This is a genomic window from Streptomyces agglomeratus, from assembly GCF_001746415.1.
GTDB lineage: Bacteria > Actinomycetota > Actinomycetes > Streptomycetales > Streptomycetaceae > Streptomyces > Streptomyces agglomeratus.
Window position 1 is genome coordinate 7144700 of record NZ_MEHJ01000001.1, and the last position, 16665, is coordinate 7161364.

10 protein-coding genes are annotated in these 16665 nt (G+C 69.4%); 1 reads left to right on the forward strand and 9 read right to left on the reverse strand.

From position 1 onward, the window contains the following. Nucleotides 1-103 precede the first annotated feature (103 nt). The 9 genes from AS594_RS31280 to rhaI all read right to left on the reverse strand — a co-directional run bounded on the left by AS594_RS31280 (nucleotide 104) and on the right by rhaI (nucleotide 15828). The gene (locus AS594_RS31280; protein ID WP_069775387.1) at nucleotides 104-2035 is read right to left on the reverse strand and encodes a hypothetical protein; all 1932 of its coding nucleotides are present in this window, start codon (nucleotides 2033-2035) and stop codon (nucleotides 104-106) included. An 87-nt stretch (nucleotides 2036-2122) separates the two neighbouring features. Next, on the reverse strand, nucleotides 2123-3121 hold the full coding sequence (locus AS594_RS31285; protein ID WP_069935592.1) for a hypothetical protein: 999 nt from the start codon (nucleotides 3119-3121) through the stop codon (nucleotides 2123-2125). A 65-nt stretch (nucleotides 3122-3186) separates the two neighbouring features. After that, complete coding sequence (locus AS594_RS44000) at nucleotides 3187-7830, reverse strand: toxin glutamine deamidase domain-containing protein (RefSeq protein WP_141747183.1); 4644 nt, start codon at nucleotides 7828-7830, stop codon at nucleotides 3187-3189. 211 nt (nucleotides 7831-8041) lie between these two features. After that, nucleotides 8042-8743 carry a LutC/YkgG family protein gene (locus AS594_RS31315; protein WP_069775376.1) on the reverse strand — a complete coding sequence of 234 codons (702 nt, stop codon included), beginning with the start codon at nucleotides 8741-8743 and terminating at the stop codon, nucleotides 8042-8044. Beyond that, nucleotides 8740-10218: a lactate utilization protein B gene (locus AS594_RS31320; protein ID WP_069775384.1), complete on the reverse strand. Its 1479-nt coding sequence runs from the start codon at nucleotides 10216-10218 to the stop codon at nucleotides 8740-8742. Before AS594_RS31320 ends, AS594_RS31315 begins: the two co-directional genes overlap by 4 nt. Then, on the reverse strand, nucleotides 10215-10970 hold the full coding sequence (locus AS594_RS31325; protein ID WP_069775373.1) for a (Fe-S)-binding protein: 756 nt from the start codon (nucleotides 10968-10970) through the stop codon (nucleotides 10215-10217). The genes AS594_RS31320 and AS594_RS31325 overlap by 4 nt, the downstream gene beginning before the upstream one ends. A gap of 1 nt (nucleotide 10971) precedes the next feature. Further along, entirely contained in the window at nucleotides 10972-12504 is a 1533-nt protein-coding gene (locus tag AS594_RS31330; protein ID WP_069935596.1) for a rhamnulokinase, read from the reverse strand. Nucleotides 12505-12592: 88 nt separating this feature from the next. Further along, entirely contained in the window at nucleotides 12593-14644 is a 2052-nt protein-coding gene (locus tag AS594_RS31335) for a bifunctional rhamnulose-1-phosphate aldolase/short-chain dehydrogenase (protein WP_069930911.1), read from the reverse strand. 5 nt (nucleotides 14645-14649) lie between these two features. Further along, the gene (gene rhaI / locus AS594_RS31340; RefSeq protein WP_069930912.1) at nucleotides 14650-15828 is read right to left on the reverse strand and encodes an L-rhamnose isomerase; all 1179 of its coding nucleotides are present in this window, start codon (nucleotides 15826-15828) and stop codon (nucleotides 14650-14652) included. Nucleotides 15829-16212: 384 nt separating this feature from the next. Here rhaI and AS594_RS31345 point away from each other — a divergent pair, with 384 nt between their 5' ends. Next, a complete protein-coding gene (locus AS594_RS31345; RefSeq protein WP_069775371.1) occupies nucleotides 16213-16533 on the forward strand; it encodes an L-rhamnose mutarotase in 321 nt (106 codons plus the stop codon). Nucleotides 16534-16665 lie beyond the last annotated feature (132 nt).

Genomic DNA, 16665 nt, shown 5'->3' on the forward strand with positions numbered 1-16665 from the left:
GGCATGTACTTCCACCGCAAGCACAGCATCGCGGTGAACTGGGCAAGGGACGAGCCGGCCAAGAGGTGGCGAGCGCCCGCTCCCGGGTGGTCACACGGGTCCGTCAAGCACTGTGGCGCGAAGGCCGGTGGGAATCCGAGTGGATCCGCAGAGCCCTGGCGCCGCGCGCCGTTGCTACCAGGAGGATGCCCTCCGGCGACAGGTCAACGCTGGTGATGGGAGAGTCGCAGATCAGTGCCGTCACCGCGTCGTCGTTGGCCCGGTCCCACACCCGGACATAGTCGGAGCCTCGGCTGAGGCCGAAAGGCGAGGCGGCACGCTCCTCTTCGGAAGGGCGCACGACCTGTGCCAGGTCGACTCCCTCGAGAAGGGTGCCCGGATGCAGAAGACCGTGAACAAGGACCGCCGAGTCGCCGGTTGCCTCTGCCGATTGCGCCCCGGGGGTACCGGCCGGCACCACCAGTACCGCCACCGGCAGGTCGGTTCCGTTGGCGCCCGGGACTCGCGCGATGGTCACCTCGCTGACGCCGGGCACCGACACGCTCCAGAGAGTTCGCCAGGGGAGGTCGAGGCCGAGCCGGTGCACCGCCTCGCAATACTCGGGCAGCCCGTCCTCAACAAAAGCGGATTCCAGGAGGGCGGCCCGCAGCAACTCGGAACCCTGGGTACGGGTCAACAAGGGGGCGGTGCGCAAATAGGTGAGGGCTGGCGCCCCGAGTGTGCCGACCGGCACAGACTCCAGAGCCGCACGCAGCGTGACCGGGTCGGCGTGCACGAACAGTCCCGGGTCGGTGAGGAGCTGAGGCAACAGCCCTGCTTCGAGGGCGTGCGCGGCTATGTGGTCGCAGACATACGGATCCGCAAGACCCCAGTCCTGATCAGGCACCGACTGGAGAAGGGCCATCGCGATCCGGGCTTGCGCTGCTCGAATGTCTGGGAGGCCGGTCTGCACCTGATCGGCGATGGCAGGGTGCAGCAGGCGGATCAATGTCCGCTCGGTGATCGGGTCCTCTTCGATTTCCAGAGGCTGCACGAAGGGACCCGCCAGAGCCATCCCGTTCGCGATGGCCGACCGCATGTCCCGTCCGGCGACCGCACTCGCGAGCGGCGCCCACAACTCCACGGGAAGACCCTGCCCTTCGGCGAGTGCCAGCGGGGCGAGCACGAGTCGGAGCAACTGGGGATCGGCGCCGAGTCTCCTGGCGTGCAGATCAAGGGCCTCACCGATCGTGGTGGGCCACAGCCGTTCGTCGTCGGGGTCCACACCCTCCGGTGCGGTCAGAATGCTGTTGACCGCGAGCTCTGCCACCAGGGGACTGCTTCCGGCTCGCCGGCCGATCTTTTCGGCCAGCGTCCGGCGCACAGCGGCGTCGGTCGTGAAGGGCAGGTCGGGTGCCAGGAACGCAGGATTCAGCATGGCCTCGGCTTGCCGGGCGATGGCCTCGGGGTCGGCCCACTCCGGATCGTCGAGGTCGATGACCTGCGTCGTCCCGGGCGGGAGGCCCTCGCCCAACTCGACAACGAGTTCGCGGGGCACCTCGACGAGCAGGCGGATGTTCGGTGCGGCAGCGAGACGTGCGAGTACGTCCCGTACCAGCCGCACCGGTTCTTCCGCGGCCCGCACCGGGCCCGCGCGATCGACATCCGGTACAACGATGGTCAGTGGCCCGAGCCGGGCCAACTCGGCGTACACCGACGGTGCATCGGAGGCATCCAGACCGTAGTGGTCGGCGAGTACCCACAAGAACTGCGCAGAGGTCAGTCCCTTGGCGCTCGGTACGGCAGGAGCGGGCAGCTCCGGCGGTACGGTCGAGGGGTCGAGTTCGTCGAGGATCAGCTGCTTACGGAACTCGGGGTCGCAGAGCATGAGGAAACCGGTGAGAAGCCGGGAGCGTCCACTGCCGGAGCTCCCGGTCAGCAGCACGACACGCGGCGACCCCGGCCGCTGCGTCCGCCACGCGGCCAGCGCCCGCAAGGCAGCGGTGCGCCCGCCGATGTGAGGGTGCGGTGCGTAGTTGTCGGTCGAGCCGGTCATGGCTTTCCGTCTCCCACTTGCTCGCAGGTGTGCGGAGCAGGTCGCTTCGAGGATCAACGACTGGACTTTTGTGCCTGAGCTCTTCTGTCAGATGGGCAGGGCGCCCCGGAACGCGCCGCTCGGCACCGCGGGGTGTGTAGTGGCCAACCAACCATGGCCCCGCATCGTCGCCGGGCGCATCCGGCGGGGTTCCACCGAGAGCTTCAGGGCCACCATGTCGGGATCGGTGGCACCTTCGGAGTACCTCTCGACGAGATCACGATCGAGAAATGGGTCGTCCGCGTCGGCTTCGATGTACGTGAGCTCGAAGGGCAGTGGCTCTCCGACCCATTCGGGGTCGGCGTATGTGCTGTGTCCACGCACGACGCGACCGTTCTCTGCGATCCACCAGACATTGGCGTTGTGATACGTGTCGATGCTGTAGAAGTGCCCCTCGCCGCAACGCTCGCTGATTCGCTCCGCCAATTCCGGCCCGCCGGCTGCGTCCAGAAAAGAATCACCGTAGACCAACCGCCAGCCCTTGAATTCTGGTGTGATGAAGGCCCGGTATGCAACGACTTTCCCGCCGTCCGGCGTCTCGTTCTCGATGGCATCCTTGGCGACGGTGGTCGCCGCCACTCCCATGGCGCAGGTGGCGGGCCGGAGGTCGTGGAGCCCTAGTGCGGCGACGGCGCCTTCGAGCCGGTCGGCCGGGAAGGCCAGCCATCGAGTTTCCCGAGGCAGGGTCACTCGCTCCTGCTTCTCGCGCAGCAGCTTGATCCGTACGAGCCGTTCGACGGCTTGGCGATCTCTCGACTCCAGGCCCTCTTCCCCTCTCACCTCCGCCAGTGCTCGAAGAGCCGCCCTGCGCAAGCGGCCCGGGCCCCTGCGCCTAATCTCCTGAAGGCGCGGAACTGCGCTGTCCGCTGCGCGTCGGAAGAAAGCGATGCCTTCCAGTTCTCCCGCAGTCCGTCGGTCATCGAGGAGCGGCAGAACGTGCTCGACCGCCGCAGATCCCAAAGCGACAAGGGCGTCCTGCGCTTCTGTGCGGACGGTGCGGTCGTCGGACGTCAGATCCCCTACAAGGGATTCGATGCTGTCTGGCATGGTGGCTAGCCTAGTTCGCTTGGTCGGCGGGGTGAATCCTCGGCCCCCTTGACGGTCTGTGGGGCTCAAATCAACTGGGGCAGGACTTTGTCCCAGGTGCGTCGCAGAACGTCGACGTGTCGGGTCATCTCCGCCACCATGGCCTGCTCCTTGTGAGTTCTCGTCTCGTCCCGGATCTTCTTGTACTCGTTGGTGATTGCGGTCGCAAGCGCTTCTCTTGCCTGACTCTCGCTCATGTTGTTTACGGCATTCAACTTCTCAGGAAGCTTCTTGGAGTGCGGGACGTACTTCTCACGAAGGCGTCGCTCGAGTTCATCCCTCACTTCCTGGACGGGTCGGTCGGACCAGGATTCGAGTTGATCGTCCCGTTGATCAGTCACGGCATCGCGATCGATCGGACCTTGCGGATCGGTCCGATACGTGGCGCTGTAGTTGATCGGTATTTTTCCGAGTTGCTGGTCCTGCAACGTATCGGAGCACTTCGCATGCCCTTGGCCCTCACCACAGGGCTCGCGCTCCGTGTAGAGCCCCAGCGGTGTGTACTTCGTCCCGTCAGGGTCTGCCCGTTTGAGCCATTCAAGAAGGTGTTTCTCTGAATGGCGGGGAGTGACCCCCGCTTCGTTCGCAGGCACGGAGGAGTCCACGACGTATATCACGTCGTCGCCCGGAGGAGGGCCCTGCAATTCAAGCACCGCGAAATTCTTGTCCGAGAAGTCCGGACCGTGCCTCCGCGCTGTTGCCGCCTGCTTCTGGCTCAGTTCGTCTCCTTCCTTGGCGCGGTCCTTGATGAGTTGCTTGACGAAGTTGTTCCCGAACTTCTGGTGGAGTTTCGCTCCAAGGGACCCAGTGGCCTTCTTCGCGTTTCTGTCCGGAGTCTTCGGGCCCGGATCGGGCTCGCCCGGCTGCCGGTATGGTTCCTTGATGTGTTCCGGGTTGCTGCCCACACCATGCTGCCGGTGGGAGGAAAGGCTGAGCCGGGCGAGCGACGCCACGACGGCCTGCTGTTCCCCACGGGAGAGCTGACCGAACCCAGGAAGGCGTTCAGTGAGCTGCGACCTGGTGAAACTGCGGGGTCGGTTGGGGTCGTCGGGATGCGACGAGGCACCAGCCGTCGCTTGGAGGACGCTGGCCAGATGACCGGACCCGGCCCACCGGTCCAGGTTGTCGTGCACCCGGTCCAGTTCGACGCGATGGACGTCCTGGTTGCTCCGCAGCTCTCGCTGGCGGGCGTCGGGCTCGAGACCGTATTCCCGCGAATGCGTCCCTTCGCTGTCCAGCGTGCGCGAAGTATCACTCCCCGGGCCGTCACGGGTGACGTCGCGGCCTTGTTGTGCGGTGTCGCTGACACCCCGGTCGTGGGGGCCGGTGTAGGGCTGCTGGCCCCCGTTCTTGGGTGTGGCGTCCTTCGCGTCCGAGGTGTCCGAGCCGTTGGGATCAGAGCCCGGATCAGTGCCCGCGGGGGCCTCGGGTGCTCGACGGTCAGCGTTGCCGTCCGTCCCAGGAGCGCGGCGGTCGGAGCGATCCGAGTCCGGCCGGGAGCGATCGCCGGTGCCCGGTGTGATCGGCTGCCGGTTTGCGTCCAGGGGGATGGCGAAGACGCCGTTGTTGCCGCTGTGCAGGGGGTTGGGGCTGGTGCGGCCGGTTTGGGCGTCGATATAGGTGATCTTGCCGTTGTGGTTGACGGCATTCCAGGCGTGGGCGCGGCCGTTGGTGTCCTGGGTGATGATGACGGCCTGTGAGCCGTGGCCGCTGTTGCGGAGGGTGTTCTCCAGGCGGTTGAAGGCGTCGCGGCCGTTGCCCAGGTCGCTGAACCGGGCGCCGAGGGTGTTCTCGATGCGGTCGCGGCCGCCTCTTTCGCCGCGGTCGGAGGGGTTGCCGTTGGTGTCCGGGTCCGGGGTACGTGCGCCTGCGGCTGTGGGGTTGCCGGCGTAGGTGTCGACGGTGGACAGGGCGGTGTCGACGCAGTTGTTGTTGCGGCCCGGTGTGTCGGGTCCGCTGCCGTTGATGTTCTGGACCCAGGGGCCGTCTGCGGGGTCCGGTGGGCGGGTGGGGTCGCCGTTCTCGTCTCGGGGGACGGAGTTTTCCAGGGCGTCCTGTTCCGCGCGGGTGGGGTCGGTGACGCCGCCGGGGGGTGTGTTGTCGCGGGTTGCCGAGGCCGGCGTCGCGGTGGGCCTGGTGTTGTCGTTCTGGCCCGGCTGCTGGGTGGGCGGGGTGGTGTTGGGGGTCGGCGTGGCGGGCTGGGCGGTGTGACCGTTGGGGGCCGGGGCCGGGGCCGGGGCCGGGGCCGGGGTCACGGTGTGGATGGGGATCGCCGTCGCTTGCTGCTGGTTCGGCGTGTTGGGTGTGCTGGGTGTGCTGGGTGTGTTCGCCGGGCCCGGTTGCGTGTTTTGGGGTGCGTGGGGGTGTGAGCCCGGCTGTTGGGGCTTGTTGCCCGGGGTGGGGCTGGGGCTGGGGCTGGCTCCGGGCTGATTCGGGGTGCCCGGAGTGCTGTTGCCCGGTACCGCCGTTGGAGTCACTGTGGGCGGCTGGGCGCTCCTGGGCGGCGCGGGCTGCCTCGGGTCCTGGGCCGGTGTGGTTGATCCGGGGCCGGGTGTGCTGGGCGTGGTCGAGCCCGTGTTCGTGTTCGTGTTCGCGCCGGGCGTGCCGGGCGTGCTGGGCGTGCTGGGCGTGCTGGGCGTGCTGGGCGTGCTGGGGTTCGGCGTGCGGCTCGGTGCGGTCCCGGGTGTGGGCTGGTTCGGGTTCGGGGTGCGGTTGTCACCCGCGCCGGGCGTGGGCTGGTGCGCTCCCGGAGTACGGGTGTTGGCCCCGCCAGGTGTGTTGCCGTTGGGGCTGGTTACGGGTCCGGGCGTCGGCCCGGGGACGCGGCCGTCCGTCGATGGTGCCGGAGTACTGCGTGGGGGCGTGGAAGGTGTAGGGCTCGGGGTGGAGGCGGGGCCGGTGCCGGTGCCAGTGGGGTTGGGGATGCCTGGGGTGCTGGACGGGGTCCTGGGTGTGCTCTGCGCGGGGTTGGGGCTGGTGGGGCTCGTACTGGACGGGGTGCTGCCTGGGGTGGTGTTGGTGCCGGTGCGTGCGCCCGTTCCGCCGTCCGCTGTGGAGGGGGAGGTGGGTGAGGTCGGCATCGAGGAGTTGCCGTCCGGGCGGGGGCCGGCCGTGGTCGAGGAATCGGCTGTGGTGGGCGCGGGGGCGGCGTTGGACTGGGTGGGGATGCTGGCGGCGAGGCTGTCGATCGACGTACTGATCGAGCCGCCGCCACTGGTGGACGAGGGTGTGCTGCCGCCCGTCGGCGTGGGCGCCGATTGCGGGCTGGGTGAGGTGAGACCGCCGGGCGAGGACGAGCCTGCCCGGTTGTCGCCCGCACTGGGCGTACTGCTGCTGGTGTCGGCAGTCGGGGCCGGGGACGGCGCCGGGGATGAACTGCTCGGTGTCGGGTCGTCGAAGTCCGACAGCGTCGGCGGGGAGGGCGGGTCCGAGGCGGAAGGACTGTGCCCGGTGTCCGAGCTGCTGGGCGACGAGTCCGGGGTGGCGCTCCCCGTGTCGGTGCTGGGGAGGTTTCCGAGGTCGGGGGCGTTGTAGGTCGCCGGTCCGTCGCCGTCGGCGGATATGCCACCGCCGATGTTCGTGTTGCCTGTGTTGGCGTTCGCACGCGAAGTCATCGACGAGTCCGAGTCGGACGAGTCGGAGGAGCTGGAGGAGCTGGAGGGGTTGGAGGTGTCCGAGGTGCCGGTCGGGTTCGAGGAGTTGGAGGAGCCCGACGAACTCGTTGATGCCGACGAGCTGGACGACCCCGATGAGTTTGTCGAGCCGGAGGAGTTGGACGACCCCGATGAGTTCGCGGAGCTTGAGGAGTTCGAACCGTTGGAGGAGGAGCTGTCGCTTCCGGTGCCTTCACTCCCCGAGCTGCCGCTGCTGCCGCCGTCACCGCTGCCCGTTGTGGGATTGTTGCGGTTGTTGAAGGCGTCCATGCTGTTGTTGTAGCCACTGTCGATGCCGTCGCGGACGCTGCTGCCGGCCTTCTTGCCCAGGCCGTCACGCAACCCCTCGGCGAACGTCTGCGGCGTCTGCTTGATGGCTTCCCAGCCGCCCTTGGCACCGGCGGAGACGGTTTTGCTGAGGTCGAAGCCTTCCTGGGCGCCGAAGCCGACGTTCACGGACTGCCTGACGAGGTCGGTGACCATGGCCTGGACGGCGGAGACGGCCGGTTCCTTCATCGCCTCGATGATGGCTTGCATCAGCGCGTCTTTGAGCGCGTCGAGGATGCGTCGTACGGCGAGGCGGGTGATCTGGGTGGCGACCATGCCGGCTGCGGCGGACAGGCCGAAGGTGACGACGGAGGCGGCGGCCGCGGCGGCGATCTGGATGGCCAGGGCGATGAGCTGGACGATGACCGCGTACTTCGCGAACTCCACCAAGTACGCGGCGGCTTCGAAGGTGTTCGCGATGATGTAGGCGGCTTCGGCGGCGTTGGAGAGGTAGCCGTCCGAGCCGTTGGAGAACTTCTTGTAGTGCGTGGCGAACTTCTCGATGGACTCGCCCGCGTTGTGCGCGACCACCGTCCGGGCACTGGTGTCCGCCCGTACGCGCAGCTTCTGGACGTCGTCACCGAACGTCCGCCACAACTGGGCGGAATCTCTGAGCAGGTCCTCGTTCGCCGTCGGCCAGTTGTAGCCGAGCATCTTCAGAACCCACTCGAGCTCATCCGGCAACATCATCGCCACAGCGCGCCACACCCCCGATAGGCAACCGCCGCACCACCTCCCCCAACCAGGAGAGTCACCAGAAGTACAGCCGAACCCAGAGTTTACCGAGTAGCACGGGTGCCACTCGATGGGGTTGCTGTCACAGCCCTGTTGCAGGGGCGCGCAGATCCCAGCAGATCATCCGGTGATGCGCGGACTCGGATCGAGGCTCGCGGCTCGCCGGTCAGCGCACCGAAGGGGCCTGCCTCTCGGACCCGCCGCCGACCAGGATCACTTCGAGCGTGCGCGGGCCATGGACGCCCTCGACCCGGTTCAGCTCGATGTCGCTGGTGGCCGAGGGACCCGAGATCCAGGTCTGCGGCCGCCCGGGGTCCAGCCGTTCGAGCGCTTGCGGTACGGACCTGACCACCTGGTCCGGCACCCGTACGACGCAGATGTGGTGGTCGGGCACCAGAGTGATCCGGCGCCTGCCCTGGTCGGGGCCGCCGTCCAGGACGATCGTGCCGGTCTCGGCGATCGCGACCGCGCAGCCCGTCACCACACTGTCGACGGTGTCGAGTTCGTACGCCGTGTCCGCCTCCCGGTCGGGCACCACGGCCGGGTCTGCGGCGGCCAGCCATTCGGACGGGAGCCCCGGCGGTACGAGCACCGAACGCGAGCCGTGTGCGGCCAGGAGCCGCTTCAGCAGCCGGGGCAGCCCTGCCGCGTCCACCCGGTGCACGAGCGCCCGGTAGTCCGCCAGGTTCTCCGCGAGCAGGTCGACCGTCTGCTCGGCCGTCCGGTCGCCGTGCACGCGCAGATAGCCGCGCTCCACCCCGACATCCCGCGGCCGCTCGTCGCGCGGCACGTCCGCCAGTGCCCGGCGCACCCGCGCCAACACCCTTTCCCTGCTGCTGCTGGCACCGCCGCTGACGCTCCCGTTCATCGGGCTCCTCCCCGCGTGCGCTGCCACCAGTCCCTGAACGACTCCGCGGGGACCTCCGGCAGCGCGCGCGTGTCGGTCCACGCCCGCCCCGGCCCCGGCAGCCGCTTCGGGTGGAGGCGGCGGGTACGGGACGCCAGCCGCTGTCCGGCCCGCAGTGCGCCCGGGTGGTCCAGCACCCAGCGTGCCGCGCGCATCGCCGCACGCTCGGCCGTGTGCCCCTTCGCGGGCTTGATGGTGACCCGCTCCCCGTTCCTGGTCACCTCGCCGCCCTCCACCACCCGCTCCCGCAGATGCACCAGCACCTCAGGGATGTCGATGGCGACAGGACACACGTCGTAGCAGGCCCCGCACAGCGACGACGCGTACGGCAGCGAGGCGTCGACATCGCTCCCGGTGCCGCGCAGCTGCGGGCTGAGGATCGCGCCGATGGGGCCCGGATAGACCGAGCCGTACGCGTGGCCGCCCGCCCGCTCGTACACCGGGCACACGTTCAGGCACGCCGAGCAGCGGATGCAGCGCAGGGCCTGGCGCCCCACCTCGTCCGCGAGCGTGTCCGTACGGCCGTTGTCCAGCAGGACCAGGTGGAAGGTGCGCGGCCCGTCGCTGTCCGTCGTACCCGTCCACATGCTCGTGTACGGGTTCATCCGCTCCGCCGTCGAGGAGCGCGGCAGGGTCTGAAGAAACACTTCGAGGTCCTGCCAGGTAGGAACGACCTTCTCGATGCCCACGACGGAGATCAGCGTCTCGGGGAGGGTCAGGCACATCCGGCCGTTGCCCTCGGACTCGACCACGACGAGGGTGCCGGTCTCCGCCACCATGAAGTTCGCGCCGGAAATCCCCACCTTGGCGCGCAGGAACTTCTCCCGCAGATGGACGCGGGCCGCCTCGGCAAGTTCGGCCGGGTCGTCGCTCAGCCCGGCCAGGGCGGGCCTGCCCCAACTCCCCATCCTCTGAGCGAAGATGTCGCGGATCTCGCCCCGGTTGCGGTGGATGGCGGGCACCAGGATGTGTGACGGCCGGTCGTCGCCGAGCTGCACGATGAGCTCCGCGAGGTCGGTCTCGTAGGCGCGGATGCCTTCGGCCTCCAGTGCCTCGTTGAGCCCGATCTCCTGCGTGGCCATCGACTTGACCTTGACCACTTCGCTCTGGCCGGTCTGCTTCACCAGCGCGGTCACGATCCGGTTCGCTTCCCCGGCGTCCGCTGCCCAGTGCACGGTGCCGCCCGCCGCCGTGACCGACTCCTCCAACTGAAGCAGGTAGTGGTCGAGATGGCGCAGGGTCCGCTCCTTCACGTCCCTGCCGGCGGCACGCAACAACGCCCAGTCGTCCAGCTCCGCCACGGCCTTCGCGCGCTTGTCGCGGATGGTGTGCGTGGCATGGCGCAGGTTCTCGCGCAGCGTCTCGTTCCGCACGGCGTCCCGCGCCGCTGCCGGGAACGCCGGCATCCCGAGATATGTATCGCTCGTACCGCTCATACGTAGGGCTCCTCCTCGGTCGCGGCGAGAATCTCCCCGATGTGCACGGGCCGTACGGCGGACCCCTTCTTGGCGAGCGTGCCGCCGATGTGCATGAGGCAGGAGTTGTCGACCGTGCACACCGCCCCTGCGCCCGTCGACTCGACGGCGCGCACCTTGTCGGCGCCCATGGCCGCCGACACTGCGGCGTTCTTCACGGCGAAGGTGCCGCCGAAACCGCAGCACTCCTGGGCTCCCGGCAGCTCGCGCAGTTCCAGCCCCTTTACCTGCTCCAGCAGTCTGCGCGGCCGCTCTCCCAGGCCCAGAACACGCAGTCCGTGGCAGGTGGGGTGGTAGGTGACGGCGTACGGGAACCAGGCACCGACATCGGTCACGCCGAGGACGTCGACCAGGAACTCCGTCAGCTCGTACGTCTTCGGAACGGCCCGCCCCGCGGCCTCGGCCAGCTCCTCGCCGCGCCCCTCGGCGGCTGCCTTCGCCCCGATGCGCGGGTAGTTGTCCCTGACCATCGCGGCGCAGGAACCGGACGGCGTGACGACGTACTCGTGGTCGGCGAAGGCGCGGTCGAAGCGGCGTACCAGCGGCTCCGTCTCGTGGCGGTAGCCGGTGTTAAACTGCGGCTGCCCGCAACAGGTCTGGGGCTGCGGGAAGTCCACCTCCACACCCAGCCGCTCCAGCAGCCGCACCACGGCTTGTCCGGTGCGCGGATAAAGCGTGTCGTTCACGCACGTGACGAAGAGAGCTACGCGCACCTCACGCCTCCGTTCCTGTGCCTCTGCCGGTGCCGGTGACAGTGCCTGCCCCGATACGGTCAGCGGCCTCGTCCCACGCCGTACGGTCGCCCGCCGGATCGTAGTACCGCAACGGCTGGGTGGCGCGCAGCAGCGCCCGCAGATCGGCGAGTCGCCCGCCGACCACACCGGCCGCGCGCGCCTGGACCAGGACATTGCCGAGGGCCGCCGCCTCGGCGGGGCCCGCGACGACCGGCAGGCCGGTCGCGTCCGCCGTCAGCCGGCACAACAGCGTGTTGTGCGCGCCGCCGCCGACGATGTGCACGGTTCTCGCCGTCCGGCCGGACAGCGTCTGGGCCTCCTCGACGGCCCTGCGATGGGCCAGGGCGAGCGAGTCCAGTACACAGCGGGTCACGGCCGCGGGTGTGCGGGGCTCCGGCTGTCCGGTGCGGACACATGCCTGTGCGATACGCCGTGGCATGTCGTCCGGCGCGAGGAAGGCCGGGTCGCCCGCGTCGACGACCGAGCGCAGCGGCGTCGCGCGGGCCGCGGCTTCGAGGAGGGCGTCGAGATCCTGCGGGTCGCCTTGTGCCTCCCAGGTCCGCAGGCACTCCTGGAGCAGCCACAGGCCCATGATGTTGCGGAGGTAGCGGACGGTGCCGTCCACGCCCAGCTCGTTGGTGAAGTTCGCCGCCCTGGACGCCTCGGTGAGTACGGGACGGTCGAGTTCGAGCCCCGCCAGGGACCAGGTGCCGGTCGCGATGTACGCGAAGTCGTCGCCGTCCGCCGGGACACCCACCACCGCCGACGCCGTGTCGTGCGATCCCACGGCGGTCACCGGGACGGGGCCGCCGGCGGTAAGTCCCGTCTCGGCCAGCACCCCGGGCCGCAGAAATCCTGCCGGGTCGCCGGGGCTGCGCAGGGGCGGGAAGAGGCCGAGGTCGATACCGAGACGCGCGGCGACGACGGGGGACCAGGCGCGGGTGCGCGGATCGACGAGCTGGGTGGTGGAGGCGTTGGTGATCTCGGTACCGGCCTCGCCCGTCAGCCAGTACGAGATCAGGTCGGGGATCAGCAGGAGCCGCTTCGCCGCCGCGAGTTGGGGCGTACCGCGGGCCGCGACGAGCTGGAAGACGGTGTTGAACGGCAGGTGCTGAAGGCCCGTCGCGGCGTACAGCTCTTCGGGCGGAACCGCGGCCGCGATCTTCTCCGGGGCGCCGTCGGTGCGGGTGTCCCGGTAGTGCACGGGGTTCCCGAGCAGAGCCCCGTCGGCGTCGAGCAGCGCGTAGTCCACCGCCCAGCTGTCGATCCCGACCCCTGCGAGCCGCCCGCCCGCCGCTGCTCCGGCCGCCCGCAGGCCGTCCAGTACCCCCCCGTAGAGGGCGAGGATGTCCCAGTGCAGGGTGCCGCCGACCCGGACCGGCCTGTTCGGGAACCGGTGCACCTCTCGCAGGCGCAGGGACCCGGGTCCGACCATGGCCACCATGACGCGCCCGCTGGACGCGCCGAGATCCACGGCGGCGAAGGTGTGGGTGCGGGTGCGGGTGGGTGGCATGGATTCCTCGTGGAATGCGGGTGGGGTTCGGCTCGGGGGAGGGGCGACTGTGGCGGCCCTTTCCGCTCCGCCGCAGTCGGCCGCGTCGTTACCTCAGGAACGCCGCCGCGACGCCCGCGTCCACCGGGATGTGCAGTCCCGTCGTATGCGTGAGGTCACCGCCCGTCAGAGCGAAGACGGCGTTCGCGACATGCTCCGGCAGCACTTCCCGCTTCAGCAGCGTGCGCTGAGCGTAGAACTCGCCCAGCTTCTCCTCCTCCACCCCGTACACGGCGGCCCGCTGCGCTCCCCAGCCCGACGCGAAGATGCCGGACCCGCGCACCACACCGTCCGGGTTGACTCCGTTGACCCGGATGCCATGCTCACCCAACTCGGCTGCCAGCAGCCGCACTTGATGCGCCTGATCGGCCTTGGTCGCGGAGTACGCGATGTTGTTGGGGCCCGCGAAGACGGCGTTCTTCGATGCGATGTAGACGATGTCGCCGCCCAGCCCCTGCGCGGTCATCACCCGGGCCGCCTCCCGCGAGACGAGGAAGGAGCCGCGCGCCATGACGTCGTGCTGGAGGTCCCAGTCCCGTGCCGAAGTCTCCAGCAGCGGCTTGGAGATGGAGATCCCGGCGTTGTTGACCACCAGGTCGACCCCGCCGAACGCGAGCAGCGCCTCCCGGAAGGCCGCCGCGATCTGCTCCTCGTCCGTCACATCCACCGTGACGGCGACCGCCTTGTCCGGTCCGCCCAGCTCCTCCGCCACCGACGCCGCCTTCGCCGCGTCCAGGTCGGCGACCACGACGCACGCCCCCGCCGCCACCAGCCGGTGGGCGATCGCCCTGCCGATGCCGGATCCGGCCCCTGTGACGAGCGCGGTCCGCGTGGCCAGGGGCTTCGGCTCCGGCATCCGCCGCAGCTTGGCCTCCTCCAGCTCCCAGTACTCGATGCGGAACTTCTCGCGCTCCTCGATCGGCGCGTACGCCGAAACCGACTCCGCGCCCCGCATGACATTGATCGCGTTGACGTAGAACTCGCCCGCCACCCGCGCCGTCTGCTTGTCCTTGCCGAACGAGAACATGCCGACACCGGGGATCAGTACGATCGCTGGGTCCGCGCCCCGCATCGCGGGCGAGCCGGCCTCCGCGTGCCGCTCGTAGTACGCGCGGTACTCCTCGCGGTACCCGGTGTGGAGCTCCTTGAGCCGTGCGATCACCTCTTCCCGCGGTGCGGACGGCGGTACGTCGAGCACGAGCGGCCTGACCTTCGTCCGCAGGAAGTGGTCCGGGCAGCTGGTACCCAGGGCCGCCAGCCGCCCGTGCTCGGCGCGGGAGAGGAAGTCCAGGACGGTGTCGGAGTCGTCGAAGTGGCCGACCTGCGGCCGGTCGGCAGACGCGACAGCCCGTACGTACGGGGCGAGCGCGGCCGCGCGCTCCCGGCGTTCGGCGGTGCCCAGCGGCTCGTACCCCTCCAGGACCGGGCCGAAGGGCTCGGGCCGGCCGCGCTCGGCGAGGAACACCTCGGCGGTGCGGATGATGTGCAGCGAGTTGGCTTCGCACTCCTCGGACGTCGCGCCCCACGCCGTGATGCCGTGCCCGCCGAGGACGCAGCCGACGGCCCGGGGGTTGGCCTCCTTGACCGCGGCGATGTCCAGGCCGAGCTGGAAGCCGGGCCGCCGCCAGGGCACCCACACCACCTGCTCGCCGAAGCACTCGGCGGTGAGCTTCTCCCCGTCGGCGGCGCAGGCCAGGGCGATACCGGAGTCGGGGTGCAGGTGGTCGACATGGGCGGCGTCGACGAGGCCGTGCATCGCGGTGTCGATCGAGGGGGCCGCGCCTCCCTTGCCGTGCAGGCAGTACTCGAAGGCGGCGGCCATGTCATCCTCGCGGTCAACCCCCGGATACACCCCGGTGAGCGCGCGCAGCCGGTCGAGGCGCAGCGCGGCGAGCCCGTCCGCCGTGAGCGTGCCCAGGTCACCGCCCGAACCCTTGACCCACATCAGCTCGACGCCCTCACCGGTCACCGGGTCGAGGGCAGTGGCCTTGGCCGACGTATTGCCGCCGGCGTAGTTGGTGTTGCGCGGATCGGCTCCCAGCCGGTGCGAGCGCTTCAACAGCCCGTCGACGGCTGCCTGCGCCTCATGGTGCCCCGTCATACGGATCACGCCCCCCATCCGGACTGGGTCCCGCCCACGCGCTCGTCGACGATCTTCTGCGCCCAGCCCGAGCGGCGGTACGCCGCCATCGGGTCCGGATCGATGCCGGCCTCCTCGCGCACCTCGGCGAGCAGCGGCCGGACATCGGTGCTGTACGCGTCCATGAGGACCGCGTTGGCGGCCAGCACGTCTCCCGCCGCCTGGGCTTCGCCGAGCGCGCCGGCGTCCACCAGCAGGGCTTTGGCCGTGGCTTCCTGAACGTTCATCACGGAGCGGATGATCGCGGGGATCTTCGCCTCGACGTTGTGGCACTGGTCGAGCATGAAGGCCGCGCCGGAGTCGAGGCCGCCGCCCCGCACCACCTCGTACATGATCCGGAACAGCTGGAACGGGTCCGCCGCTCCGGCCATCAGGTCGTCGTCGGCGTAGAACCGCGAGTTGAAGTCGAACCCGCCGAGCTTCCCCTCCCGCAGCAGCAGGGAGACGATGAACTCGATGTTGGTGCCCGGCGCGTGGTGCCCGGTGTCGACCACCACCTGCGCCTTCTCGCCCAGCTTCAGGCAATGGGCGTACGCCGTGCCCCAGTCCGGCACGTCCATGGTGTAGAAGGCGGGCTCGAAGAGCTTGTACTCGATCAGCATCCGCTGGTGGTCGCCCAGCCGTTCGTAGACGGTGGCAAGGGCCTCCCCGAGGCGGTCCTGACGGGCCCGGATGTCGTCCTGACCCGGGTAGTTCGTGCCGTCGGAAAACCACAGCTTCAGGTCGCGGGAGCCGGTGGCGTCCATGATGTCGACGCATTCGAGCAGGTGGTCAAGGGCCTTGCGGCGCACGGCGGGGTCGGGGTTGCAGACGCTGCCCAGCTTGTAGTCGTCGTCCTGGAAGACGTTGGAGTTGATCGCCCCGAGCCGCAGGCCGCGCTCCTCGGCGTACGTGGCCAGCTCCGTGTATCCGCCGGAGGAGCCGCACTTGTCCCAGGGGATGTGCAGGGCGACGGTCGGGGCCGCGCCGGTGTGCTGATGGACGCGGGCGGCGTCGTCCAGTTTCTCTCGCGGGGTACGGGGGACACCGGGCTGCGCGAACACCTTGAAGCGGGTGCCCGAGTTCCCGTAGGCCCATGACGGCGTCTCGATGGCCTGTGTCCTGAGAGCCGCCTTCACGGTGGAGATATCCGGTCGGGTCGTCATCGTGGAGACGTCCGGTCGGGTCGTCGTGGAGACGTCCGGTGGGGTCGTCATCGGCAGTGCTCCTGTGTGCCGCATGGATGCCCGTGGAGCATGAATCGTTTCATTTTCCAGAAGCTATGTGTGGCGAACATCCCTGTCAAGGGTCTGATGCGGGATTACGGCGCGCGCAATACAAATAGGCTCAGCGGCGAGGCTTTCCGGCGCACACCCATTGACGGAGTCGGTGCGGCGCGTCTAGCTTCCGAGAACCTTGTTGAAACCTTTCACCACTCGGCGCTGAGACCGCCGTTGAGGAGCTCCCCGTGAACCAGCCCGACCAGGCCCCGGCGCCCATCCCGGCCCTCGACGAGTTCGACCTCTAGACGCGAGCGGCGGTACGCACCCGTGCAGCGCGTCTGCTTCCTCCTCAAGGTCCGCCAGGGCCGCATCGACGAGTACCGCGAACGGCATGCGGCGGTCTGGCCCGGAATGCTCGAAGCCCTCTCGGCCGCCGGCTGGCACAACTACTCGCTCTTCCTGCGCGAGGACGGGCTGCTCGTCGGCTACCTGGAGACGGAGGACTTCGCCGGGGCGCAGGCCGCCATGGCCGCCACGGATATCAACGCCCGCTGGCAGGCAGAGATGGGCGAGTTCTTCGAAGCGCTCGACGGCGACCGGCCGGACCGGGCCATGAAACCGCTCGCCGAAGTGTTCCACCTCGCCTGACCGGCCCCGCGAAGCCCGGAGTCCGATGAGACGACCCTGACCGTCGAGGCGGTCGCCGCCGTGCTCACCGCCGGGGTACGTCGGCGCCGGCGCGAGGGGCTGCCTCGGGGAACGTGAAATCCGTTGGCGCCG